The organism is Streptomyces sp. NPDC002698 (assembly GCF_042888945.1).
Taxonomy (GTDB): Bacteria; Actinomycetota; Actinomycetes; order Streptomycetales; family Streptomycetaceae; genus Streptomyces.
On the sequence record NZ_JBIAQM010000032.1, the window covers coordinates 1 to 22,885 of the forward strand.

Sequence of the window (22,885 nt, forward strand, 5' to 3'; positions counted from 1 at the left end):
ACCGCCGCCGGTTCCCGGGGGACCGCGGTTCCCGGCCCGGGGGCCTCGGCCGGATCGACGTCCCCCACGGCGACCCGGTCGCGCGGCGGGGGGGGGGGCCCCCCCCCGGCCGCCCCCCCCCCCCCCCCGCCGGGGCGGCCGGGCGCCCCGGCGCCCCCCCCCCCCCCCCCCCCCCCCCCCCCCCCCCCCCCCCCCCCCCCCGCCCCCCGCCCCCCCCGCCCCCCCCCCCCCCCCCCCCCCCCCCGCCCCGCCCCTCCACGGCGTCGGCGCGGCCGTCGGCCCCGGACGCCTCCCGGACCACGACCACGACGGCCTCGCTGGCGGGACGGATCCGCCCGGGGGTCGGCTACCGGGGAGTGGCGACCATGTACGACGCCGGAACCGGCGACGGCTCCTGCTCCTACGGTCCGAGCGGCGATCTCCTGACGGCGGCGATGAACCACACGGACTACGAGACGTCCAAGGCGTGCGGGGCCTACGTACTGGTGCGCGCGGCCGGCGGCGCGACCGTCACGGTCCGGATCACCAACGAATGCCCGACGGGCTGCGCCCCCGGGCAGCTCGACCTCAGCGCACAGGCGTTCGCCCGGCTCGCGAACCCGGTGGCCGGCCGGATCCCGGTCACGTGGAAACTGCTGAGCCCCGGCGGTTCCGCCACGGTCGCGCTCCGCTACAAGACCGGGTCCAGCCGCTATTGGTGCGCGGTCCAGGTGATCGGCCACCGGAATCCGGTGGCCCGGCTGGAACTGCGGGCCGGCGACGGATGGCGGCGGCTGCCTCGCACCGACTACAACTACTTCCTCGCCGAGGACGGCCGCGGGTGCGGGGGCACGGTCAGGATCACCGACATCTACGGTGAACGCCTGACCGTCGACGGCATCGCGGTGCGCCCCGGCACCGCGCAGACGACCCGGCTCCAGTTCGCCCGGCACTGAGGAGTGCGCCCCGGCGCACGCCGGGGCGCATCCGAGGCGAAGGCGTCCTCGCCGGGACGGCCTACTTCGCGCCCCCGCCGCAGCGCACACCCGCGGCGGGCGGCCGGGGCGGGGAGGGAACGGTGACGGAGCCGGCACCCGCGGCCACCACCGGCGCCGGCTCCGGCTCGGCGGAGGCCGGCATGCGGAGCAGCAGCAGGGCCGCGTCGTCGTGCAGCCGGCCGCCCACATGGGCCTGGAGCTCGGCGTCGAGCGCGGCGAGCGTGGAGGCCGGCTCGTCGGACACGTGCCGTGCCAGCCCTTCCGCGAGGGCGTAGAACTCCCGGCCGTGGTCGCGGGCCTCGGTGACCCCGTCGGTGTACAGCAGGAGCTGGTCGCCGTCGGCGAGCGGCAGTACCTGGAGGCTCGGGGTCTCCCCCGTCAGGGCCCGCAGCCCGAGCGGTGGTGCGGGATTGACGGGGTCGACCGACGCGACGCTCCCGGACGCGCGGACATGCAGCGGAGGCGCGTGACCGCAGTTGACGACCTCCAGCCGGCCCGGTTCCGGGTACCCGGCGACCACGGCGGTCACGAAGTCGTCGTAGCCCAGGTTGCGCGCCAGGCTCCGTTCGATCCGGGCCACGACGGTGAGGAGATCGGGCTCGTCGTAGGCCGCCTCGCGGAAGACACCGAGCACGAGCGCGGCCGTGCCCACGGCCGGCAGTCCCTTGCCCCGGACATCACCGATGATCATGCGGACCCCGTACGGCGTGGGCACCAGCGCGTAGAGGTCCCCGCCGATCCGGGCCTCGGCCGCGGCGGCGCTGTAGCGGACGGCCACCTGGAACGGTCCGACACTCGACGGTATGGGTGCGAGCAGAGCGTGCTGGGCGGCCTCCGCGACGGAGCGTACGGCCGCGAGGACCCGCTCCCGGCGCCAGCGCAGCGCGCTGGCCAGGGCGCTCGCCAGCGTGACGGCCGCCAGGGCGGACAGGACGGCCATGAGCTCGGCAGCCGGAACGCCGTCCCGGGTGCCGAGCGCCGCGCTCAGCGCCGCGGCCAGCAGACCGACGCACAGGACTCCGAACGGCCGGCTGGTGGTGGCGGCCAGCGCGGGTCCCGCGGCCAGCAGCGGCAGCCAGATCATCCCCGCTCCCCCGGCCAGGTCGACGAGCACGATGGAACCGACGACCAGTAAAGGCAGTACCGGGGTGCCGAAGGCGAGATGGGCGGCGCGCTTGCGGGCCGCCGCGCCGGAACCGGCACCTCGGTTCCGGAACGTCCGCTTCGGCCGGTGCTCGCTACCGTGCTCTCGGGCGTGAGTCATGTTCGTCCGCAGTCCTCACCTGGGTTCATCCCTGAAATGTCCGGTTGATCCAGGAAAGACGTTCGAGGCGTGATCCACAAGCACGGAGATTTCAGATAGTGAGCGACAGGCCCCTGGTCACCCGGTTCGCGGTCGGGATCAGCCGCGTCAGGACTTCGTCGAGCCGGGAAAGCCGCTCGGCGGGGAGCGAGACGCCGAGCGAGCCGAGCGTGTCCCCGCTGTAGACGGGTACGGCGACGCAGACCGTGCCGAGAGCGTACTCCTCCAGGTCCGTGACGGCCGGGGCCACCGGGGACGAGGCCAGGTGGCGCAGCAGCTGCCGTCGGCTGGTGATGGTCCGCGGGGTGAGGTCGGCGAGGGTGTGCCGGGCGAGGTAGTCGTTGCGGGACTCCTCGTCCAGCTCCCGCAGTACGGACTTGCCCAGCGCGGTGGCGTGCCCGGCGTCCTCGAAGCCGACCCACAGGTCGACCCGGGGCGCCCGGGGCCCGTCGACGATCTCGGCGACCCTGATCTCACCGTCCTCGTAGAAGGTGAGGTAGGCGGCCGAGGCGAGTTCGTCGCGCAGAGCGGCGAGCGTGGGGCGGACGCGGCTGAGCAGTTCCTGCCCGCGGCCCTGCGTCCGCAGCGTCTGCATCTTGTCGCCCAGGATGAACCCGCCGTCGTCGAGTTTGCGGATGTACCCGTCGTGGACGAGGGTCCGGAGCAGGTGATAGGCGGTGGCCAGCGGCAGCTCGGTCTCGCGCGCCAGCTGTTTGGCGGGCGCACCGTTCTCGTGCGCGCTCACCGCCTCCAGCAGGCGGAAGGCCCGCTGAACGGAGGTGATGAGTGTGGGCCCGTCGCGAGCTCCCATGCCACCAGAGTGCGCCGCGGTCACGGCACAGGCAAGGCGCCACCGGATCCGGTGATCGTCACGGTGAACGCCGGAACGTCCTCCCGGGCCTCCGGGCCACTGCCGTCGCGAGGACCGGCGGACGGGACCCGAGGCCCGCCGAGGGACGAGGCCGGGTACTCGGCGTCCTGGGCCCCCGCCGAGAGACGAAGCAGGGTGCTCGGCATCCCGGGTCCTCGCCGAGAGGCGAAGCAGGGCACTCGGTGTCCCGGGTCCTCGCGAGGGACGAAGCAGGGTGCCCGGTGTCCCGGGTCTCCGCCGAGGGATGAGGCAGGGCACTCGGCATCCCGGGTCCACTCCGAGGGGCGAGACCGGGTGCCCGGGATCCGGGGCGCCACTTCTTCTCCGCCTCGGCCACTCTTCTCCGCCTCGGCCACGGTCCACCGATTCCGGGGACCGCCGATGATCCCGGGCCCGCCCGGGGGACGGCCGCCCCGGCGGGAGCGCCGGTCCCGGGCGGGGCGTCCCGCCCGGGACCGGCGGCGGCTTCAGGAGCCGCCGGACGCGCGGCGGGTGAACCCGGTACCGCCGAGGCGGCCGAGGAGACCGGCGAGCCTCGTCGTCTCCTCCTCGGTCCACGCCGGCTCGGCGAAGACCTCCTCGGCGACCCGTTCCGCCGTGACGAGCATCTCCGCCAGGCGTTCCCGGCCGGTCTCCGTGAGGGCCGCGTAGGCGACCCGCGCGTCACGGGCGTCCGGGTCCCGTCTGACCAGGCCGATGCGCTCCAGCGGTACGAGCCCCCGGGTGACACCGGAGGCGGTCAGCCCCAGCGCCTCCGCCAGGTCCACCCGGCGCATGCGGTCTCCCGGGGCCTCGGACAGACGCAGCAGCATCGTGAAGTCGGCCAGGCTCACTCCGTGCAGTCCGCCGAGGCTCGCGTCGAACCGCTTCACCAGGGTGGCCTGCGCCCGCACCAGACGCAGTGCCGCGTCCAGCCCTCTACTCATTGACATCTCCTTGACTACTCAAGCATATGGGAAGCGGAGGCCACCTTGACGTACGCGGATCAGGGGGTGTTCTGCGCGATGGCCCGCCGCTGCCGTTTGCCGAGGGGCGCCTGGGAGAGATCCTCGGCCTGCGACTTGAGCCGCTTGAAGCCGTAGCCGCGCCCGGTGAGCCAGGCCGTCGCGGCGGCCTCGGCCCGTTCGACGGCCTCCAGGATGTCCTCTTCCGCCTCCCCCGAGTCCAGGAAGCGGAAGGTGAAGGCCGGGCGGGCGGCCACGTCGTAGCTGAGGTGCCCCTCGGGCGTGAAGGCCGCCCGAAGGACGTCGTGCTCCGCCGCGTGCGCCAGAAGATCGGCACGCTGGTCGGCGCCGAGCCCGTCGAAGACACCGCGAACGGTGATGCGGAAAGTGCGTGTGGTCATCCGACGAGCCTAACCAACGGGATCGGCCCCGTTCCACCGCGTTTCCCGGGGAACGGACCGGGGCGGGATCACCGCACCCGGTCCTCACGCCTCGGCCGGAGCGCTCAGTGGCCGTGGTGGTGGCAGTCCCAGTGGGCCTTGACCCACACGTGGTCCCAGTGACCGGGCACGTAGACCCACTGCTTCACCCAGCCGTGGCTGTGGTGACCGTGGTGCCAGGAGTCCTGGTGGACCCACTTCTTGACCCAGTGTCCGGGCACCCACTTCTTCTCCCAGTGGCCCTTCTTCCACTCGCAGCGGTCGTGGTGACCGTGGTGGTCGGCTGTCGCCACCGAAGCCGTGGACGTCGGGGCCGGTGCCGCGGCGGCAGTACCGGACATACCCAGAGCGGCCCCTCCGGCCAGCAGGCCTGTCGCGGCCGCACCGGCGAGCAGTCGCCGGGCGCTGATGCGTGTGGTCATCGGACTCACCTCCCTCGCAATGTGATGGACGTGCGCCACCGGGGGCCGCTGTCCGGGAAGTTCGTGCCGAAGCTGACGGTACGTTTCCAGGCCCTCGATGCGCGGGACATAAGGCATTCGGAGCAACAAAAGGTACGTATGAGGATAGACCTGTGTAAGTTTTCGGTACGAGTTTTCGGGAGCGGGCGAAGGGGGCGGCTCCGGCGGTGACCGGCACCGGCCCGTGACCGGCCCGCCATCGGCCCGGCACCGGAAAACACGTCGGCGCCCCGGCCCATCCGCGGGCCGGGTGGCCACGAATACACGGTGACAAGACCCTCGCGTCCGCGGGGGGCCCGCCCACCGCGTACGTGCCGAACGCCACGCTTTCCGGCCGACGCGGGCCCACCTGCGCGACACCCCGCGTGCGGCCCGTCGGCGAACGGCCCCCCTCGCGCTGCGAAGGAGACCGCCACGACGGAGAGTCGAGCCGGACGGGCCGGGCGAGAAGGAAGCAACGGACGGATTCTGTGAGCGATGCCAAGACCGGCCGGGACGGACACGGTTCGCGACGGCACCCATCGGCGGACGCGTGGCTGGACGCCCGGCTCGAGCGCGCCGCACAGGGCGACCAGGACGCGTTCGCCGACGTGTACGACACCCTCGCGCGGCCGGTCAAGGGCCTGGTCTGCCGCGTACTGCGGGACGAGGCACAGGCCGAGGAGGTGACACAGGACGTGATGGTGGAGATCTGGCGGACCGCCGACCGCTATCGCCCGGACCTCGGTACCGCCCGGGGATGGGTCCTGACCCTCGCGCACCGGCGGGCCGTCGACCGGGTCCGGCACGTCCAGGCCAGTACGGCGCGGGAGCGGCGCAGCGCCCTGCTCGCGGAGGACCGCCCCTTCGACGAGGTGGCCGAGGCCGTGGAGCGGCACGAGGAGCACGATCGCGTGCAGCGCTGTCTCGCCGACCTGGAACGGCACCAGCGCGTACCGCTGGTGCTCGCCTACTACCAGGGCATGACCTACCTGGAGGTGGCCGCCTGCCTGGCCACCCCGGCGGGCACCGTGAAGTCCAGGATGCGCACCGGGCTGCGCCTGCTCCGCAGATGTCTGGAGGAAGGGCGATGACGGCCGCCGAAGACCCCCACCAGTTCGTCGGCGCGTACGTCCTGCACGCCCTGCCGGCGGCCGAGGAAGCCTCCTTCGAGAACCATCTCGCCGGCTGCGCCGCGTGCCGGGAGGAGGTGGCGGAACTGTCCGAGGTCACGCTGCGGCTGGCCTCGGCCCAGGACGCGACCCCGTCCCCCGAACTGCGCCGGGACGTCCTCGAACGGATCGCCCGCACCCGCCAGGAGCGCGTCCCTCGCGCCGTTCCGGTCCGCCGGCGGGCACTGCGGGCGGCCCTGGCCGCGTGCCTGGCTCTCGCGGCAGCGCTCGGCGGGGTCGCCGTCTGGCAGCACACCGAGGCGGACGAGGCACGCGGCGAAGTCGCCGTGCGAAAGGCACAGGCCTCCGCCCTCACCGACCTCCTGACGGCCCGGGACGCCACGATCAGCACTCAGAAACTGAGCAACGGGGCCGACATCGGCGTCGTCGCCTCCCGCTCCCAGGGCCGGGCGGCCTTCATCGCCTCGGACCTGCCCCGCCTCGGGAACGATCAGGTCTACGAACTCTGGTACGCCGCGAAGTCCGGCGGCCTCCGCCCGGCGGGCCTGCTCCCCGGCTCCGGCGGCGGGCACGCCCAACTGCTCCACGGCTCCCTGGACGACGTCGGCGCCGTAGGCATCACGGCCGAACCGGCGGGCGGATCGCGGCAGCCGACGAGCGATCCGCTCGGCATCGTCACGGTGCCCGCCTGACGCGCCCCGGGGTCCGTGCCGGCCACCTCGGGCGACGGCCGCTCCAGGCCGCATCGATCCGGCATCGATCGACGTACCACCCGATATGACGCGGTAAAACAGGATAGTTAACTTTTGATGCAATTAGCTCTTGATCATCCTATGCTGAGGTGAGGGAGGGCTCGGGCGGCGGTCAACAGCCGGTTCCTGACCGGCGGGAAGCGGGCTTCCATGACTGAGCGGTTCAAAAGGTCGGGGCTGATCGGCGAGTTGTCCGGTGAGTTCCTCGGCACCATGATTCTCATCCTGTTCGGGTGCGGCGTGGTGGCCCAAGTGGTCGCCGGCGGCGCGCTCACGACGCCGCCGGGCGGCCTGGGGAACCACGACAGCATCGCCTGGGCCTGGGGCATCGGCGTCACCATGGGCATCTACGTCGCGGCCCGGCTGAGCGGCGCCCATCTCAACCCCGCGGTCACCGTCGCGCTGGCCACGTTCAAGGATTTCCCGTGGCGCAAGGTGGCCCCCTACGTGATGGCCCAGATCGTCGGCGCCTTCGTGGCGGCGCTGATCGTGCGCTGGAACTACACGGAGGCCCTGGCGAAGGTCGATCCCGGCCACACCATCAAGACCCAGGGCGTGTTCTCCACACTGCCCGCCAACGGCAACCCGAACCTGCCGGTCCACGAATGGGGCGCGTTCCGCGACCAGATCATCGGAACCGCCATCCTGCTCCTGGTGATCTTCGCGGTCACCGACCTGCTCAACACCCCGCCCGGCGCGAACCTGGGCCCGTTCGTCATCGGTCTGCTCGTCGTGGGCATCGGCATGGCGTGGGGAACCCTCGCGGGCTACGCGATCAACCCGGCACGTGACTTCGGTCCGCGTCTGGCCAGCTTCCTCACGGGCTACGGAGGGGCCTGGCGAGATCAGTACGGCAACTTCTACTTCTGGGTGCCGATCCTCGGTCCGCTGATCGGCGGTGTGCTCGGCGCCGCCGTCTACAAGCTCTTCATCGGCCGGTTCCTGCCGATGGCGGAGCCCGAGCCACCGGGACAGATCCCGGCTCCCCAGGACTGACACCCGCAGCAGAGGCGGCGACCCATGGCTGACTTCGTGGGCGCGGTGGACCAGGGGACCACCAGCACCCGATTCATGATCTTCGACCACGCGGGCAACGAGGTGGCGAAGCACCAACTGGAACACGCCCAGATCCTTCCGCGCTCCGGGTGGGTCGAGCACGACCCGGTGGAGATCTGGGAACGCACCAACTCGGTGATCCAGAACGCGTTGCGGCACAAGAACCTGAGCGCCGAGGACCTGGCGGCGATCGGCATCACCAACCAGCGGGAGACCACCGTGGTGTGGGACCCGCGCAACGGCCGTCCCTACTACAACGCCATCGTCTGGCAGGACACCCGGACCGATTCCATCGCCGCGGCCCTGGAGCGTGACGGCCGGGGCGACGTCATCCGCCGCAAGGCGGGGCTGCCGCCGGCGACCTACTTCTCCGGCGGCAAGATCCAGTGGATCCTGGAGAACGTCGACGGGGTCCGTGAGGCGGCGGAGCAAGGGCACGCCCTGTTCGGCAACACCGACGCCTGGGTCCTGTGGAACCTGACCGGCGGTCCCGACGGCGGTATCCACGCCACCGACGTGACCAACGCCAGCCGCACCATGCTCATGGACCTGGAGACCCTCGACTGGGACGACGAACTGCTGGGCTTCTTCGGGGTGCCGAGGGCCATGCTGCCCAGCATCAACCCCTCGTCCGACCCTGAGGCGTACGGCACGGCACGCACCTCCAGGCCACTGCGCGCCGCCGTCCCCATCACCGGGGTGCTCGGCGACCAGCAGGCGGCCACCGTCGGGCAGGTCTGCTACTCGCCCGGCGAGGCCAAGAACACGTACGGCACCGGCAACTTCCTGGTCCTCAACACCGGTACGGAACTGGTCCGTTCACAGCACGGCCTGCTGACCACCGTGGCCTACCGGTTCGGCGGCGAGCCCGCCGTCTACGCACTGGAGGGTTCCATCGCGGTCACCGGATCCGCGGTGCAGTGGCTGCGCGACCAGATGAAGATCATCACGGACGCGGCCGGGAGCGAGACGCTGGCCCGCACGGTGGAGGACAACGGCGGGATGTACTTCGTCCCGGCGTTCTCCGGCCTGTTCGCCCCGTACTGGCGTTCCGACGCCCGCGGCGCGATCGTCGGACTCGCCCGGTACAACAGCAACGCCCACCTGGCCCGGGCGACGCTGGAGGCGATCTGCTACCAGAGCCGCGACGTCGTCGAGGCGATGGAGCAGGATTCCGGAGTCCATCTCGACGTGCTCAAGGTCGACGGCGGTGTGACCGCCAACGACCTGTGCATGCAGATCCAGGCCGACGTCCTCGGCGTCCCCGTGAGCCGTCCCGTCGTCGCCGAGACCACCGCGCTCGGCGCCTCGTACGCGGCCGGTCTGGCCACCGGCTTCTGGCGGGACACCGACGAACTGCGCACCCACTGGCAGGAGTCCAGGCGCTGGGAGCCCCAATGGTCGGAGGACCGGCGCCAGCAGGGGTACGCGGACTGGAAGAGGGCGGTGGAACGCACGCTCGACTGGGCGAAGGTGGAATAGACGGACGCCGCCGGGCACACCGGTGACCGGCGGCGCCTCCTTCAGCCCCTGACTCGTATCACGTCAGGGGCCGGAGCCTTCGGGGGCTCGTTCCCGTGTGCGGTCGCGAACCCCGCCGGGCCTGCCGCCGACCGCTGTGTCCTGGACCCTTTCCGGGACGTATGCCACCGGCGGCCCGACGTTCCGTCCGCCCGGGCCACGTGCCGAATGATCACCCCCGGTCACGCGCCCACCGCCTCGGCTTCTCTATGCTCGGGGGCGAACCTTCGTATCCATGAGGAGCAGAGCAATGAGCCAGAACGTATTCTTCGAGGTCACCGCCGACGGCGCGCCGCTGGGCCGCATCGAGTTCAAGCTCTACGACGACGTCGTCCCGAAGACCGCGCAGAACTTCCGTGAGCTCGCCACCGGCCAGCACGGTTTCGGTTACGAGGGCTCGCCTTTCCATCGCGTCATCCCGGACTTCATGCTCCAGGGCGGTGACTTCACGCGGCAGGACGGCACCGGCGGCAAGAGCATCTACGGCGAGAAGTTCGCCGACGAGAACTTCAAGCTCAAGCACACCAAGCCGGGTCTGCTGTCCATGGCCAACGCGGGCGCGAACACCAACGGCTCGCAGTTCTTCATCACCACCATCGTCACGGGCTGGCTGGACGGCAAGCACGTCGTCTTCGGCGAGGTCGTCGAGGGCATGGACGTCGTGAAGGCGATCGAGGCGCTCGGCAGCGGTTCCGGCAGGACCTCCAAGAAGATCGTCATCTCCAAGAGCGGCACCGTCTGAGCGGTCCGGCAGCCGACGCCGGGTCCCTCCCGCGGACACGTGCCGGCGGGGGCGGCGGGTGACGAACCCGCCGCCCCCGCCGGACGGTCCGCCGCACAGGACCCCGCGGTCCCCGGAACCGATCGTGCCCCACGCGTCGCGGCGCCTCGAAAGAGTTCAGCCGGATTCGTGGCCGGATCCCGTACTCCAGGGGACCGGCCCGCCCGCGAGGGGTAGCCCTCCCCGGACACGCCGAAGCGCGCGAGGGTTGGGGGGAGCTGGCCCGAGTGAGTTCGAGGGGGCGGACACCGGGAAAACGCCTGTCAGCACGCGCGCAGCGGCGCAGAGCCGTCCGACGGCTGCGTGCGGAAGGGGCCTACGGGCCCGCGTTTCGTGAGGTGCTGCCCGCTCTGGCGGCGGTCGTCGTCCTCCCGTGCGCGATCGTCGCCGGCGTGGCCGTCGGTTACCGGGTCGCCGGTATCGGCGTACCGATCGGCGTTCTTGCCGTCCTGGCCGTCCTCACCCCCGCCGTCGTACGGCGGCACCGGCCGCTTGCCCGCCGCCGCCTCGGCTTCTACACACCCGAGGAACTCGCGGAGCTGGACACCCAGGGTCTGGCCCTGGCCGTCTCCCGGATGCTGCGCCGGGACGGCTGGCGGGTGCTCCCGCAGCGCAGGAGCGAGCCCCGCGTCCGGGTCCGCGCGCGGGACGGCCGGGGGCACCGTCTGGAGGTCGCCTTCCGGCCCGTGGCCGAGCCGCTGCCCGACGAGGACACGCCCTCGCGTTCGGGGCGTACCGGCGGCCCCGGCCCCCCGCTCCGTCTCGTGGTGCACCGCGGGGCCTTCACCCGGCGCGACGTCCAGTGGGCGCGACGCCAGGGCGGTGTCCGTCTGATCGACGGTCCGTGCCTGCGGCGCTGGGCGCACGGAACCCCGCTGAACGAACTGAGCGACTCCCCCTGAGCCCGTACGGACCCGTCCTCCGCCCGCCCGCGGCGCTCACCCGGCTCCGCGCCGAACTCCCGCCCCGACCCCCGGCGGACCGCCTCTCGGACCGCCGCTCCGATGACCCTCCCGGACCGCCTCCTCGACCGACGCGTACGCCCTCGGCGTCCCGCCCCGCGGTGGGTCCGGCACCGGATCCGCGCACCCCGGACGTCCGCACCACCCCCGCCCCACTCCTCACTCCGAGCCCGGGCGCAACAGCGGTTTCTCCGACAACAGACGAGGTCAGCGGCGTGGACACGTTCCGACCAGGTAGTTGGAGGAAAGCCCTTCGCACGGGCCGACGGGCCGCATAGCGTGCGAGGACCCGAGCCGTTCCCCCACACCGTCCCGCGGTCCGTGCACGCCGGGCCCGCACCCCACCTGGAGACCGGCATGTCGTACGACAGCTCCGCCCCACCGCCCGCACGACCGCCGCGGGGACACCAGAACTCGTTCGCCCAGCACGTCCCGGACCCCGCCGCGGCGGAACCCTTACGCGGCGGGGCATCACCCCGCGCCTGGACCGGGCACCACCGCGATCTGCGTATCCTGCGGCGCGCCTACCGCCGCCAGCGGCGCGTGACCACCTTCGCGGTGCTCGGCTGCTTCACTCTCTTCCTCGGCCTGACCGCCGGCTGCCCCGGCCTGATGAACCGTCCCGTCACCGGTGGTCTCTCGGCCGGCCTGGTCATCGCCCTCTCCCAGATCCCCGCCACCTGGCTCGCCGTGCTCGTCTACGAACGCACCGCCCGCCGCTACGTGGACCCCCTCGCGCGCCGGGTGAACCGGAGCGTTCCGTGGGCCGAAGCCCAGCAGGAGCAGAAGCGGTGAGCGACTTCGCCGGCTCCACGCAGTCCTGGTCCCTCGTCGCCTTCTCCATCGCCGTCACGGTCACCCTGCTGCTGTGCGTCCTGACCGGCCCCGACAGCGACGACCTCGCCGAGTTCTACACCGGCTACCGCTCGCTCTCCCCGCTGCGCAACGGACTCGCCATCGCCGGCGACTACATCTCCGCCGCGACCGTGCTGACCATCGGCGGTGTCATCGCCCTGTGCGGTTTCGACGGTGTCGTCCTCGCTCTCAGCACGCTGCTCTCCCTGCTGGTGCTGATGTTCCTGCTGGCCGAACCCCTGCGGAACACGGGGAAGTTCACCATGGGCGACGTACTGGCCCGCAGGATGCCGGGCCGCACCGTGCGGATCACGGGGTGCGGCGTCACGATCGCCGCCCTCGTGCCGATGATGCTCGTCCAACTCGCCAGCACGGGGCATCTCCTGGCGTACATCCTCGGCTTCACGGACAGCTCCATGCAGACGGGCTGCATCGTGGGGGTCGGCACCCTGATGATCACCTACGCCGCCATCGGCGGCATGCGGGGCACCGCGTTGATCCAGCTCCTGAAGATGGTCGTGCTCCTCGGCTCCGGAATCGTCGTCTCCCTGCTGATCCTCCGTCAATTCCACTGGAACCCTGGAGCGTTGTTCACCACGGCAGCGCGGCGCAGTGGCTCACCGGACGCGTTCCTGCACGGCGGACTCCAGTTCGCCGGTGGTCCGCATCCCCGGCTCGACATGATCAGTACGCAGTTCGCCATCGTGCTGGGCGGTGCCTGCCTCCCGCATGTGACCATGCGCATGTTCACCGCGAACAGCGCCCGCCAGGTGCGGCGCTCGATGTCCTGGGCGGTGTCGTCGGTGGCGTTGTTCATGCTGATGGCGGGCGTTGTCGCCATCGGGGCGATGGCCCTGATCGGCCGGGCCGGCGTCACCGCCGCCGACCCGCGCGGGCACACCGCCTATCTGCTGGGCTCTCGTGCCGCGTTCGGCCCCGTGGTGTCCCGGGCGGAGACCCTCTTGTTCACCACGGTGACCACGGCGATCTTCCTCACCCTGCTCGCCTCGGTCGCCGGCATGACCCTGGCCTGCGCCAACTCGCTGGCCCACGACGTCTTCGCGGGCCGCGGCACCGCCATGTCGTCCCAGCGGGAGACGGCTTTCGCCCGCGGCTCGGCCCTGGTCGTCGGCGCGCCCGTGATCGCCCTCGCGGTCCTCGTCCAGAACCGAAGTCTCCAGCCGCTGGCCACGATGTCCTTCTGCGTGGGCGCCTCGGCGATCGCCCCGGCCCTGGTCTACAGCCTCTTCTGGCGCCGCTACACCCGCGCCGGTCTGCTGAGCACGCTCATCGGCGGCACCCTCGCCGTCCTGGTCCTGATGCCGGGCACCAGACTGGTGTCCGGCTCCCCGACCTCCGCCTTTCCCGCCGCCGACTTCAACTGGTTCCCGTTCACCACCACGGGGCTGGTGTCCATCCCGCTGGGCTTCGCGTTCGGCTGGCTCGGCAGCATGCTGTCCGGCCGCCGGGCGGCGGACCGGGAACGCGGGGTGTACGAGCGTGTCGAGAGCCTGATTCTCGCCGGGCCGCGACCGAGGGACCGGTGACGGCGGCAGGCGGCCGCCACCGTCACCCGGGCCTTCGTCGTCAGCGGTTCACGGGCCGCTGACCACGATCTCCCGCTTGAGGATCTTGCCCGTGGGCCCCTTGGGCAGTTCGGCCGCGATCGTGACGAGGCGGGGGTACTTGTACGCGGCGACCCGCTCCTTGGCGTGCGCGCGGATCTCCTCGGCCGTGGCCCGGGCGCCGGGCCGGAGCGTGACCACGGCCGCGATCTCCTCACCGTGCAGGGGGTGCGGCATCCCGACGACGGCGGCCTCGGCGACGGCGGGGTGCTCGTACAGCACCTCCTCGATCTCGCGCGGGTAGACGTTGTATCCGCCGCGGATGATCATGTCCTTCTTGCGGTCGACGATGAAGTAGAAACCGTCCTCGTCGACGCGGGCCAGATCACCGCTGTGGAACCAGCCGTCGCGGACCGCCTCCGCGGTGGCGTCGGGCCGGTTCCAGTACCCGGTCATGACGTTCTCGCCGCGGATGGCGATCTCGCCCACTTCCCCGGGCGCGGCCGTGCCGCCGTCCTCGGCGACGAGCCGCATCTCGACCCCGCGGATGGGCATACCGATCGAGCCCGCCTTGCGCGGACGGTCCGGGTGGTTGAACGCGGCCACGGGTGACGTCTCGGACAGTCCGTACCCCTCCAGCACGGCGGCACCGAAGCGCCGCTCGAATCCGTGCAGGACCTCGACCGGAAGCGCGGCCCCGCCCGAGACGGCCAGGCGCACCAGGCCGGCGTCGAAGCCGTCGGGGAGTTCGGCGTGCAGCAGCGCCGCGTACATCGTCGGCACGCCGAGGAAGACGGTGACCTTGTCCCGGGCGATGACCTCCAGGGCGCCGCGCGGGTCGAACCGGGGCAGCAGGGTCAGCGTGGCTCCGGTCGCGACGGCCACGTTGAGCGCGCAGGTCTGGCCGAAGGCGTGGAAGAGGGGCAGGCCGCCGAAGAGCACGTCGTCCGGTCCGACCTGGAGGAGGGTCTCGGCCGTGGTGAGGGTGTTGCTCGCCAGGTTCCGGTGCGACAGTTCGGCGCCCTTGGGCGTTCCGGTGGTACCGGAGGTGTAGAGGATCAGGGCGGGATCGCCGTCGGCCCGGTCCGGGGTGTCGCGCAGGGGTTCGTGGCCGCGCAGCAGGGTGTCGAAGTCCGCGGAGCCGGCCACCAGGCAGTCGGTGCCCGTCTCCGCCGCGGCCTTGGTCACCTCGTCGGCGAACAGCGGGGACACCAGCGCGACGCGCGCTCCGCAGTCGCGCAGGGTGAAGGCGACCTCGCGGGCCTTGAGCAGCGGGTTCATCGGGACGACGACTCCGCCGGCCCGCAGGATGCCGTAGTAGAGGACCGGGAACAGCGGGACGTTGGGCATGGTCAGCGCGACACGGTCGCCCGGCAGCAGGCCGCGGTCCCGCAGCAGCGCCGCCACCCGCGCGCTGGCGTCGTCGAGTTCGGCGTAGGTGAGCGTGTCGTCGTCGTGGCGGACGGCGACGTTCTCGCCGTGGGCCGCGACGGTGGCGGCCAGAAGGGTGACGAGGTTGGTCATGCCGGGTATCTCCTTGCGTTCGTCGCGCGGGGCGCGGCGGTGCCGCGCGGTCGGATCACATCACGAAGCGTGACCCAGGGGTGGGTGTCCCGGCTGCCGGGTCCCTGCGGGAAGGCCAGCCAGAGGCGCAGCAGGTGGTGTCCGTGTTCCGGCGATCGAGGATCCTCGAAGGCCGTACGGGCGTGCATCACCCGGTGCGTGTTGAGGACGAGCAGGTCCCCGGCCCGGAGGTCGAGGTCGAGCCGGTACTCGGGGGAGCCGGCCACGGAGTCGATGAGATCGAAGAGCTCGTGGTCGGCCGGTTCCAGGCGGGGCACGTGGGGGAAGCGCTGGGCGGATTCGAGACAGGACCGGTCGTAGCGCATGCTCGGCGCGCCCGCGGGGCCGCCGTTTCGGGAGACCAGCGGGGCCACCGCGCAGGGCGGCTCACCGGGGGCGTGTTCCTCGCGGCGGTCGAAGTGGTACGTGCGGTACAGGCGCCCGGCGAGGTCGGGGCGCAGGTCCAGCACCGCGTTGTGGACCGCGGCCGCGCTGACCAGGGAGACGTGTCCGCCGGTGCTGGGCGTGCGCAGCGTCAGCAGGGCGAGGAGATCGGTGGGGTCGGTGTGGAGGGCCGGGGTCTCCCGGGTCCGGTCGTCACGTACGGCCGGGTCGCCCGGGCCGCGGCCGGTGTCCCGGACACGGCCGAGGACGAGTCCGTCGGCGCTCTGCGGTACGGGGTGCCCCAGGTGCCTGCCGATCCCCCAGAACACGGTGCTCGCGGCCGTCTCGCCGAGCCGCTCGACGGGGATGCCCCGGACGATCGCGAACCCGCGTCCGTGTTCGAGGACACCGCGGAGACGCTCCAGGTCGGCGCCGAGGCCGGGGAGCGGGAAGTCGGCGGCTGTCAGCCTCAGCAGGGTGAGGTCCCGTCGGCGCGTCTCGCGCAGGGCGGAGTCGATCTCGGCGAGCCCGGTCTCCGACAGGCGTGTCCGCCACCGCCCGGGGTCGGCGAGCTCCGGGCCCGTCCACACCGCGGGGCCCGAGCAGGGCGGGGGCGGTGTCCGGTCCGCGTCCGTCAGTCCTGTCATGTTCGCCTCCAATCCGTCGCGCGTTCACCTGCCGGGGGGAACGCCCCCTGAGCAGACCCGGCCGGTGAACGGCGTCATGCTAGGTTCCTCGACCACCGCCGTGCTTGTCGTGGCGGGACAGGAGACTTGGCTTTTCGGGACATCCCTGGAGCGTGCCCATGAGACCTCTGGTCCGCACCGCCGCCCTGAGCGGCTACGTCGAGCTGTGCCGCTCCCTCGGGATCGATCCGCAGGCACTGCTGAAGCGGGTGGGCCTGGACACCGCCGCCCTCACCGTCCAGGACCGGTGGATCTCCGGCACGGCCGCCGTCCAGGTGCTGGAACTGTCGGCGGCCGAGTCGGGCCACGAGGACTTCGGGGTCCGCCTCGCCGAGTTCCGCCGCTTCTCCACGCTCGGCCCCATCAGCCTGGTCGTCCGCGAGGAACCGGACGTGCGCAGCGCGCTGGAGATGCTGATCCGCCATCAGTACATGTACAACGAGGTGCTGCACACCCGGCTGTCCGAGGGCGACGGACTGGCCACGCTGAAGGTGGACCTGAGGCTCGGCGAGGCCATGGAGTCCCGGCAGGCGACGGAGCTGGCCGTCGCCGCCTTCCACCGCATCCTGAGCGACTTCCTGCACGCCCGCTGGCGGCCGCTGTCCGTGTGGTTCCGGCACTCGGCGCCGGCGGACACCTCGGCGCACCAGGACGCGTTCGGGCCCATCGTGGAGTTCGACCGCGAGATCGACGGGATCGTCTTCTACGCCGACGACCTCGACGCGCCGAACGCCATGGCGGACCCGCTGATGCGCGAGTACGCCCGTCAGTACTTCGACGCGATCGCCGTACCGAAGGACACCACCGCCGCGGACCGGGTGCGCGAACTGATCGAGGTCCTGCTGCCCACCGGGCGCTGCTCGGTCGAGCAGGTGGCGCGCAGCCTCGGCGTCGACCGGCGCACGGTCCACCGCCATCTGGCCGGGTCGGGCGAGACGTTCTCCTCCCTCCTCAACGTCACCCGGCGCCATCTCGCGGAACAGTTCGTGGCGAACCCCCGGCGGTCGCTGACGGAGATCTCCGACCTGCTGGGGTTCTCGTCGCTGAGCGGGTTCTCACGGTGGTTCCGCGAGCAGTTCGGATGCAGCCCCCGAGCATGGCGCGAGAGCAGGACTCCGTAGCAACTCCCTCTGGATGACGGGAGCTACGGGTGGGACCCGCACCTCGGCAGTGCGCCGCCCCGACAGAGTCCCGCGTCACGGATGTCCCCAAATGACAAATCATCTGTCTCCTGAGGGCAAGCACGTCCCTGGCCTCGGCCCTACCTTTGCACCACCGCACAGCACAACGCGGTCGGCCGTCGGAGGGAGCCGAACCACTCCCCCGGGCTCCCTCCGGACCGGCCGATCGCAGCGGGCCGCCTCGCGCCCGCTGTCACCGGTGACCCGCATCGATCCCCGCCGGACGTCCCAGGCCCGCGCAGCACGCGGTGATGCCCCCGGCGAGTGATCACTGATCCGACGAAGGAGACGGACCGTGCACTTCCACGACGACTCACTGTTCCCCGAGAACCAGGAAAAGCTCGTCATCCAGGCCGCTCCCTACGGGCCCGAATGGCTTCCCGGCGACGCCGACGACCTTCCCCTGACGATGGACGAGCATGTGCAGGCGGCCGTCGACTGCTACAACGCCGGTGCCACCGTTCTCCACATCCACGTCCGCGAGCTCGACGGCAAGGGCTCCAAGCGGCTGTCCATGTTCAACGAGCTGATCGGACGGCTGCGCGAGGCCGTGCCGGACATGGTCCTGCAGATCGGCGGGTCCATCTCGTTCGCCCCGGAGGGCGAGGGCGCGGACGCCAAGTGGCTCGACTTCGACAGCCGGCACATGCTCGCCGACCTGGACCCGAAGCCGGACCAGGTCACCATCGCGATCAACACCAGCCAGATGAACATCGTCGAGATCATGACCGACGACGATCTGGAGGGCACCTCGATCGCCAAGCCGGACTACTACAAGGCGTACCGGGACATGTACCTGGAGGCCGGTCCGGACTTCTACCTGGAGCACCTGAAGCGGCTGCACGCGAGCGGTATCCAGCCGCACTTCCAGCTCGCGACGCTGGCCCAGCTCGAAACCGTGGAGCGGCTGATCCGGTCCGGTGTCCACACAGGCCCGCTGGTCCTCAACTACGTCGCGATCGGCGGCGGTTTCGCGGGCCGCCACCCCGCCGACCTGATCGAGTTCGTCCGCCGGGTCCCCGACGGCGCCGTCCTCACCATCGAGGCCTCCATGCGCGCCGTGGCGCCCATGAACGCGATCGGCATCGCACTCGGCGTGCACGTCCGGGTGGGCAACGAGGACAACCTGTGGCGGCGCAAGGGCGAGCGCATGTCCAGTGTCGAGCAGGTCGAGCAGATGGTGCAGATCTCCCGGGCGCTCGGCCGTGACATCGCGACCGGCGCGGAGGCCAGGAAGATCTACAAGATCGGCGAGACCTACTCCAGCACCGACGAGACGCTCGCCCAGCTCGGCATGGTGCCCAACCGCCGTCCCGGACAGCGCGGCTTCATGCTGCGCGACGCCTGACCCGGCGGCGCTCCACCGCGCCACGACGCCGACCGCCGGATGCCGACCCGCGACGCGCCGGCTGCCGCGCCGATCGCCGGTGCGGCCGCCCGGCGCCCGGCCCCGCGGTGCCACCCGCCCGGCCGGGGCGGAAGCACACGCCACGGGGCCGCCGGGACCAGACCCCCCGGTTCCGGCGGCCCCCTCCTCTCCCCATCCACCCGACACGAACAACGGGAGCCCCCCAGTGGCCCACGCCATTCGATTCAAGGAGACCGGCGGTCCCGAGGTCCTGCGCTGGGAGGAGGTCGTCGTCGGCGACCCCGGCCCCGGCGAGGTCCGGATCCGCCACCACGCCGTCGGACTCAACTTCGCCGACACCTACTTCCGCACCGGGCTCTACCCCGCGCCGCTGCCCGCCGGACTCGGCGTCGAGGCGGCGGGCGTGGTCGAGGCGGTCGGCGCGGGCGTCACCGAGTTCACCGAGGGCGACCGGGTCACGTACACGGGCAGTCCGCTCGGCGCCTACAGCACCGAGCGCGTCATGCCCGTCGGCTCCCTGATCCGGCTGCCGGACGGCATCGGCTTCGAGACCGCGGCGGCGATGACCATGCGCGGTCTGACCTCCGCCTACCTGCTCCGCAGGATCCACCCCCTCAAGGCGGGTGACACGATCCTGCTGACCGCGGCCGCGGGCGGCGTCGGCCTCATCGTCTGCCAGTGGGCCAAGCTGCTCGGACTGAACGTCATCGGCACCGTCTCCACCGAGGAGAAGGCCGAGCTGGCCCGGGCGCACGGCTGCGACCACGTCATCCACTACCGGTCCGAGAACGTGGCCGAGCGGGTGCGCGAACTCACCGACGGCGCCGGGGTCCCGGTGGCCTTCGACAGCGTCGGCAGGACCACCTACGCCTCCTCGCTCGCGTCGCTGCGCCGCCGCGGCCTGCTCGTCTGCTTCGGCACGGCCTCCGGACCCGTCCCGCCCATCGACGCCATGCAACTCGCCGTCCAGGGCTCCCTGTTCGTCACCCGGCCGGCGCTCGCCGACTACATCGCGGACCCCGCGGAGCGGGCGGAACTCGCGGGCGAGCTCTTCGACCACGTCACCTCCGGCCGCATCACCATCGAGGTCAACCAGCGGTACGCCCTCGAGGACGCCGCCCAGGCACACCGCGACCTGGAAGCGGGGCAGACCACCGGATCGTCCGTCTTCGTGCTCTGAGCCCCACCGCTCCCCCTCGGTCAACTCCACACTCTCCAGGAGGAAGCACCATGGAACACACGCTCGCTCCCCCCGAGGGCGCCCCGGTCCGCGCCCACCACCGCGGCTCGATCAGGGTCGAACCGCTGACCTGTAGCATCGGCGCGGAACTGTCCGGAGTGAACCTCGGCGACGCCGCACGCGACGACGACCTCTTCGAAGAGATCAGGTCTCTGTTGCTCCAGTACAAGGTGCTGTTCCTGCGCGACCAGGACATCACGCGCGCCGAACACGTCGCGTTCGCCCAGCGCTTCGGCGCGCTGGAGGACCACCCGGTGGCGGGCAGTGACCCCGAGAACCCCGGCCTGGTGCGGATCTACAAGGACCTGGACAGCCCGGCGGAGCACTACGAGAACGCCCTGCACACCGACGGCACCTGGCGCCAGAACCCGGCGATGGGCGCGGTACTGCGCTGCATCGAGGGTCCCCCCGTCGGCGGGGACACGATCTGGGTCAACATGGCCGAGGCGTACCGCCGGCTGCCCGAGGACATCCGCACCAAGATCCGTGGCCTGCGCGCCCGGCACAGCATCGAGGCCACCTTCGGCGCCGTGATGCCCGAGGAGAAGCGGCACGCCCTCAAGGCGCAGTTCCCCGACGCGGAGCACCCGGTGGTGCGCGTCCACCCCGAGACCGGCGAGGAGATCCTCTTCGTCAACGCGTTCACCACGCACTTCGTCAACTACCACACGCCCGAGAACGTGCGGTTCGGGCAGGACTTCGCCCCCGGCGCGGGCCTCCTGCTCAACTACCTGATCGGCCAGGCCGCGATCCCGGAGTACCAGGTGCGCTGGCGCTGGACCCCGAACAGTGTCGCCATCTGGGACAACCGCTCCACCCAGCACTACGCCGTACAGGACTACTGGCCCGCCGTCCGCCGGATGGAGCGCGCGGGAATCGTCGGCGACAGACCGTTCTAGCCCCTTCCTCCAAGAGCGCCTGAGGTGATGACAATGGAATTGCACACCGCTGCTGGGCCCATCCCCGAGACGGACACGACCGCCTCGTCCGGATGGCCCGTGTCCCGACGCTACGCCTGGGTGGTCTTCGCCCTCAGTTTCGGCCTGCTGCTGTCCGACTACATGTCCCGGCAGGTCCTCAACGCCGTCTTCCCCGACCTCAAGAGCGAGTGGCTGCTCTCGGACGCGAGGCTCGGCACGCTCAGTAGCGTCGTCGCCCTCATGGTCGGCCTGCTCACGTTCCCCATGTCGCTGATGGCCGACCGCTGGGGCCGGGTGAAGAGCCTGCTGCTGGCCGCGGTGATGTGGAGCGTGGCGACCCTGGGCTGCGCGGTCTCCGCGAGCTACGACCAGATGCTCGTCGGCCGGCTCTTCGTCGGCATCGGCGAGGCGGCGTACGGAAGCGTCGGCATCGCCGTCGTCCTGAGCATCTTCCCGATCGGTCTGCGCGCCACCCTGTCCGGTGCCTTCATAGCGGGCGGCGCCTTCGGTTCGGTCCTCGGCGTGTCGATCGGCGGCGCCGTCGCCGAACACTTCGGCTGGCGCTGGGCGTTCGGCGTCATGGGCGTCTTCGGTCTGGTGCTGGCCGCGGTCTACGGGGTCGTCGTCACCGAGAAGAGACTGACGCCGAAAGCCGGTTCCACCGACACCGGGCCCGGTGGCGGACCGCAGGGCCGGCTGCGCGTGCTGCTGCCCCGGCTGTTCTCCTCCGTGTCGGTGATCAGCGCCTACGTGGGCAGCGGTCTCCAACTGTTCATCGCCGCCTCCCTGATGGCCTGGCTGCCCAGCTTCTTCAACCGCTACTACGACATGCCCACCGCCAAGGCGGGCGCGACCGCCGGGATCTTCATCCTCGTCATCGGCGTCGGCATGATCGGCGGCGGCATCGTCTCCGACCGCATCAGCCGGGCGTTCCCCATCCGCAAATGGGCGGTCGCCATCGGGTGCAGCATCGGCTCGCTCGTCCTGCTCATGACCGCCTTCCGGCTGCCGACCGGACCTCTCCAGCTCGCGGTGCTGGCGGCCGGAGCCCTGCTGTCGGCCGGCACCGCCGGTCCCGCGACCGCCATGGTGGCCAACCTGACCCCCGCCGCCATCTCCGCGACGGCCTTCGCCACCCTGACCCTCGCCAACAGCCTGCTCGGGCTGGCTCCCGGGCCCGCCGTGACGGGCGCGCTCGCCGACCACATGGGACTGCTCGGCGCCCTGCGGGTCATCCCGCTCGCCGCGCTCGCCGCCACCCTCGCGTTCCTGGTCGGCCGCCACTTCTACGAGCGTGACCTGCTCCGCCTGACGGGCGCCCCCGCCCCGGCGGCGGAGCCGGAGGACGCGGTGGTGACCGCGTGAGCACCCGGACCGACCCGGTCGTCGTGATCGTCCCGGGGCTGCGCGATCACGTCGAGGACCACTGGCAGACCCTGCTGGCGGACCGGCTGGCGGAGGCCGGGCGCACCGTGCGCACCGTCCCGCCGCTCACCGAGGACTCCCTGAGCCGCGCGGCCCGCGTGGCGGCGCTCGACAAGGTGATCTCGGAGGCCGAGGGCCCCGTCGTGCTCGTCGCGCACAGCGCCGGCGTGATCACCACGGTCCACTGGGCCGCGGGGCACACGGCACAGGTGCGCGGAGCGCTGCTCGTGACGCCGCCGGACTTCGACACCCCGCTGCCCGAGGGCTATCCGACACCCGAAGTGCTCGGCGAGCACGGCTGGACACCGGTGCCCCGGACCCCGCTGCCCTTCCCCAGCGTCGTCGCCGCCAGCGCGAACGATCCCCTCGGCACGGCCGAGCGGGTCGCCGCACTGGCCCGCGACTGGGGCGGCGCCCTGGTGGAACTCGGCGAGGTCGGCCATCTCAACCCCGCGTCCGGCTACGGCCCGTGGCCGCGCGCGGAAGAACTGCTCCGCGACGTGGAAACCGGCTGAAC

The 22,885-nt window shown here is 71.8% G+C and carries 22 protein-coding genes; 15 read left to right on the forward strand and 7 right to left on the reverse strand.

From position 1 onward, the window contains the following. The first annotated feature begins 365 nt into the window (after window positions 1-365). Window positions 366-935 (forward strand): expansin EXLX1 family cellulose-binding protein, encoded by a 570-nt coding sequence (locus tag ACFYW9_RS31755; protein ID WP_389157635.1) that lies wholly within the window; start codon window positions 366-368, stop codon window positions 933-935. A gap of 61 nt (window positions 936-996) precedes the next feature. Here the strand turns inward: ACFYW9_RS31755 and ACFYW9_RS31760 are convergent, their stop codons facing one another. From ACFYW9_RS31760 to ACFYW9_RS31780, 5 genes are all read right to left on the reverse strand, one after another. Beyond that, window positions 997-2,241, reverse strand: a complete 1,245-nt coding sequence (locus tag ACFYW9_RS31760) for a PP2C family protein-serine/threonine phosphatase (RefSeq protein WP_389157638.1) — start codon at window positions 2,239-2,241, stop codon at window positions 997-999. A gap of 91 nt (window positions 2,242-2,332) precedes the next feature. Further along, window positions 2,333-3,091, reverse strand: a complete 759-nt coding sequence (locus tag ACFYW9_RS31765; protein ID WP_351863542.1) for an IclR family transcriptional regulator C-terminal domain-containing protein — start codon at window positions 3,089-3,091, stop codon at window positions 2,333-2,335. Window positions 3,092-3,618: 527 nt separating this feature from the next. Next, window positions 3,619-4,077 (reverse strand): MarR family winged helix-turn-helix transcriptional regulator, encoded by a 459-nt coding sequence (locus tag ACFYW9_RS31770; RefSeq protein WP_389157643.1) that lies wholly within the window; start codon window positions 4,075-4,077, stop codon window positions 3,619-3,621. Between the two features lie 59 nt (window positions 4,078-4,136). Further along, the gene (locus ACFYW9_RS31775; RefSeq protein ID WP_389157648.1) at window positions 4,137-4,496 is read right to left on the reverse strand and encodes a DUF6204 family protein; all 360 of its coding nucleotides are present in this window, start codon (window positions 4,494-4,496) and stop codon (window positions 4,137-4,139) included. A gap of 104 nt (window positions 4,497-4,600) precedes the next feature. Beyond that, window positions 4,601-4,957: a hypothetical protein gene (locus tag ACFYW9_RS31780; protein ID WP_326789901.1), complete on the reverse strand. Its 357-nt coding sequence runs from the start codon at window positions 4,955-4,957 to the stop codon at window positions 4,601-4,603. Window positions 4,958-5,466: 509 nt separating this feature from the next. On the opposite strand from ACFYW9_RS31780, the gene sigK reads away from it, so the two are divergent. The 8 genes from sigK (at window position 5,467) to ACFYW9_RS31820 (ending at window position 13,582) form a co-directional block, all read left to right on the forward strand. After that, on the forward strand, window positions 5,467-6,069 hold the full coding sequence (sigK, locus tag ACFYW9_RS31785) for an ECF RNA polymerase sigma factor SigK (protein ID WP_389157651.1): 603 nt from the start codon (window positions 5,467-5,469) through the stop codon (window positions 6,067-6,069). Then, the gene (locus ACFYW9_RS31790; RefSeq protein WP_389157655.1) at window positions 6,066-6,800 is read left to right on the forward strand and encodes an anti-sigma factor domain-containing protein; all 735 of its coding nucleotides are present in this window, start codon (window positions 6,066-6,068) and stop codon (window positions 6,798-6,800) included. The genes sigK and ACFYW9_RS31790 overlap by 4 nt, the downstream gene beginning before the upstream one ends. 210 nt (window positions 6,801-7,010) lie before the next feature. Beyond that, window positions 7,011-7,856, forward strand: a complete 846-nt coding sequence (locus tag ACFYW9_RS31795) for an MIP/aquaporin family protein (protein WP_351863552.1) — start codon at window positions 7,011-7,013, stop codon at window positions 7,854-7,856. A 24-nt stretch (window positions 7,857-7,880) separates the two neighbouring features. Then, complete coding sequence (gene glpK / locus ACFYW9_RS31800; RefSeq protein WP_389157659.1) at window positions 7,881-9,398, forward strand: glycerol kinase GlpK; 1,518 nt, start codon at window positions 7,881-7,883, stop codon at window positions 9,396-9,398. 289 nt (window positions 9,399-9,687) lie between these two features. Then, on the forward strand, window positions 9,688-10,179 hold the full coding sequence (locus ACFYW9_RS31805; RefSeq protein WP_389157662.1) for a peptidylprolyl isomerase: 492 nt from the start codon (window positions 9,688-9,690) through the stop codon (window positions 10,177-10,179). Window positions 10,180-10,556: 377 nt separating this feature from the next. Continuing rightward, window positions 10,557-11,120, forward strand: a complete 564-nt coding sequence (locus ACFYW9_RS31810; RefSeq protein WP_389157667.1) for a hypothetical protein — start codon at window positions 10,557-10,559, stop codon at window positions 11,118-11,120. Between the two features lie 417 nt (window positions 11,121-11,537). Then, window positions 11,538-11,975 carry a DUF485 domain-containing protein gene (locus tag ACFYW9_RS31815; protein WP_389157670.1) on the forward strand — a complete coding sequence of 146 codons (438 nt, stop codon included), beginning with the start codon at window positions 11,538-11,540 and terminating at the stop codon, window positions 11,973-11,975. Next, the gene (locus ACFYW9_RS31820) at window positions 11,972-13,582 is read left to right on the forward strand and encodes a cation acetate symporter (protein WP_351866488.1); all 1,611 of its coding nucleotides are present in this window, start codon (window positions 11,972-11,974) and stop codon (window positions 13,580-13,582) included. The genes ACFYW9_RS31815 and ACFYW9_RS31820 overlap by 4 nt, the downstream gene beginning before the upstream one ends. Window positions 13,583-13,630: 48 nt before the next feature. On the opposite strand, the gene ACFYW9_RS31825 is transcribed toward ACFYW9_RS31820, so the two are convergent. Continuing rightward, entirely contained in the window at window positions 13,631-15,124 is a 1,494-nt protein-coding gene (locus tag ACFYW9_RS31825; RefSeq protein ID WP_351866491.1) for a long-chain fatty acid--CoA ligase, read from the reverse strand. Next, window positions 15,121-16,194 (reverse strand): TauD/TfdA family dioxygenase, encoded by a 1,074-nt coding sequence (locus ACFYW9_RS31830; RefSeq protein WP_389157675.1) that lies wholly within the window; start codon window positions 16,192-16,194, stop codon window positions 15,121-15,123. The genes ACFYW9_RS31825 and ACFYW9_RS31830 overlap by 4 nt, the downstream gene beginning before the upstream one ends. A gap of 158 nt (window positions 16,195-16,352) precedes the next feature. Between ACFYW9_RS31830 and ACFYW9_RS31835 the strand changes: the two genes are divergently transcribed. The 6 genes from ACFYW9_RS31835 to ACFYW9_RS31860 all read left to right on the forward strand — a co-directional run bounded on the left by ACFYW9_RS31835 (window position 16,353) and on the right by ACFYW9_RS31860 (window position 22,883). After that, entirely contained in the window at window positions 16,353-17,354 is a 1,002-nt protein-coding gene (locus ACFYW9_RS31835) for an AraC family transcriptional regulator (protein WP_351866496.1), read from the forward strand. A 355-nt stretch (window positions 17,355-17,709) separates the two neighbouring features. Then, complete coding sequence (locus ACFYW9_RS31840) at window positions 17,710-18,762, forward strand: 3-keto-5-aminohexanoate cleavage protein (protein WP_351866499.1); 1,053 nt, start codon at window positions 17,710-17,712, stop codon at window positions 18,760-18,762. A gap of 226 nt (window positions 18,763-18,988) precedes the next feature. Then, window positions 18,989-19,963, forward strand: a complete 975-nt coding sequence (locus ACFYW9_RS31845; RefSeq protein WP_351866502.1) for a quinone oxidoreductase — start codon at window positions 18,989-18,991, stop codon at window positions 19,961-19,963. Window positions 19,964-20,013: 50 nt separating this feature from the next. Then, a complete protein-coding gene (locus ACFYW9_RS31850; protein ID WP_351866505.1) occupies window positions 20,014-20,922 on the forward strand; it encodes a TauD/TfdA family dioxygenase in 909 nt (302 codons plus the stop codon). 33 nt (window positions 20,923-20,955) lie between these two features. Further along, window positions 20,956-22,308: an MFS transporter gene (locus tag ACFYW9_RS31855; protein ID WP_389157681.1), complete on the forward strand. Its 1,353-nt coding sequence runs from the start codon at window positions 20,956-20,958 to the stop codon at window positions 22,306-22,308. Then, window positions 22,305-22,883 (forward strand): RBBP9/YdeN family alpha/beta hydrolase, encoded by a 579-nt coding sequence (locus tag ACFYW9_RS31860; protein WP_389157684.1) that lies wholly within the window; start codon window positions 22,305-22,307, stop codon window positions 22,881-22,883. Before ACFYW9_RS31855 ends, ACFYW9_RS31860 begins: the two co-directional genes overlap by 4 nt. The last annotated feature ends 2 nt before the right edge of the window (window positions 22,884-22,885 follow it).

What these genes read in the sequence shown, in the direction of transcription:
- ACFYW9_RS31850 (WP_351866505.1), top strand. Translation starts at nt 20,014, where the DNA reads ATGGAACACACGCTCGCTCCCCCCGAGGGCGCCCCGGTCCGCGCCCAC.
- ACFYW9_RS31830 (WP_389157675.1), bottom strand. Translation starts at nt 16,194, where the DNA reads ATGACAGGACTGACGGACGCGGACCGGACACCGCCCCCGCCCTGCTCG.
- glpK (WP_389157659.1), top strand. Translation starts at nt 7,881, where the DNA reads ATGGCTGACTTCGTGGGCGCGGTGGACCAGGGGACCACCAGCACCCGA.
- ACFYW9_RS31780 (WP_326789901.1), bottom strand. Translation starts at nt 4,957, where the DNA reads ATGACCACACGCATCAGCGCCCGGCGACTGCTCGCCGGTGCGGCCGCG.
- ACFYW9_RS31855 (WP_389157681.1), top strand. Translation starts at nt 20,956, where the DNA reads ATGGAATTGCACACCGCTGCTGGGCCCATCCCCGAGACGGACACGACC.
- ACFYW9_RS31815 (WP_389157670.1), top strand. Translation starts at nt 11,538, where the DNA reads ATGTCGTACGACAGCTCCGCCCCACCGCCCGCACGACCGCCGCGGGGA.
- ACFYW9_RS31755 (WP_389157635.1), top strand. Translation starts at nt 366, where the DNA reads ATGTACGACGCCGGAACCGGCGACGGCTCCTGCTCCTACGGTCCGAGC.
- ACFYW9_RS31825 (WP_351866491.1), bottom strand. Translation starts at nt 15,124, where the DNA reads ATGACCAACCTCGTCACCCTTCTGGCCGCCACCGTCGCGGCCCACGGC.
- ACFYW9_RS31835 (WP_351866496.1), top strand. Translation starts at nt 16,353, where the DNA reads ATGAGACCTCTGGTCCGCACCGCCGCCCTGAGCGGCTACGTCGAGCTG.
- ACFYW9_RS31805 (WP_389157662.1), top strand. Translation starts at nt 9,688, where the DNA reads ATGAGCCAGAACGTATTCTTCGAGGTCACCGCCGACGGCGCGCCGCTG.
- ACFYW9_RS31765 (WP_351863542.1), bottom strand. Translation starts at nt 3,091, where the DNA reads ATGGGAGCTCGCGACGGGCCCACACTCATCACCTCCGTTCAGCGGGCC.
- ACFYW9_RS31770 (WP_389157643.1), bottom strand. Translation starts at nt 4,077, where the DNA reads ATGAGTAGAGGGCTGGACGCGGCACTGCGTCTGGTGCGGGCGCAGGCC.
- ACFYW9_RS31790 (WP_389157655.1), top strand. Translation starts at nt 6,066, where the DNA reads ATGACGGCCGCCGAAGACCCCCACCAGTTCGTCGGCGCGTACGTCCTG.
- ACFYW9_RS31775 (WP_389157648.1), bottom strand. Translation starts at nt 4,496, where the DNA reads ATGACCACACGCACTTTCCGCATCACCGTTCGCGGTGTCTTCGACGGG.
- ACFYW9_RS31795 (WP_351863552.1), top strand. Translation starts at nt 7,011, where the DNA reads ATGACTGAGCGGTTCAAAAGGTCGGGGCTGATCGGCGAGTTGTCCGGT.
- ACFYW9_RS31760 (WP_389157638.1), bottom strand. Translation starts at nt 2,241, where the DNA reads ATGACTCACGCCCGAGAGCACGGTAGCGAGCACCGGCCGAAGCGGACG.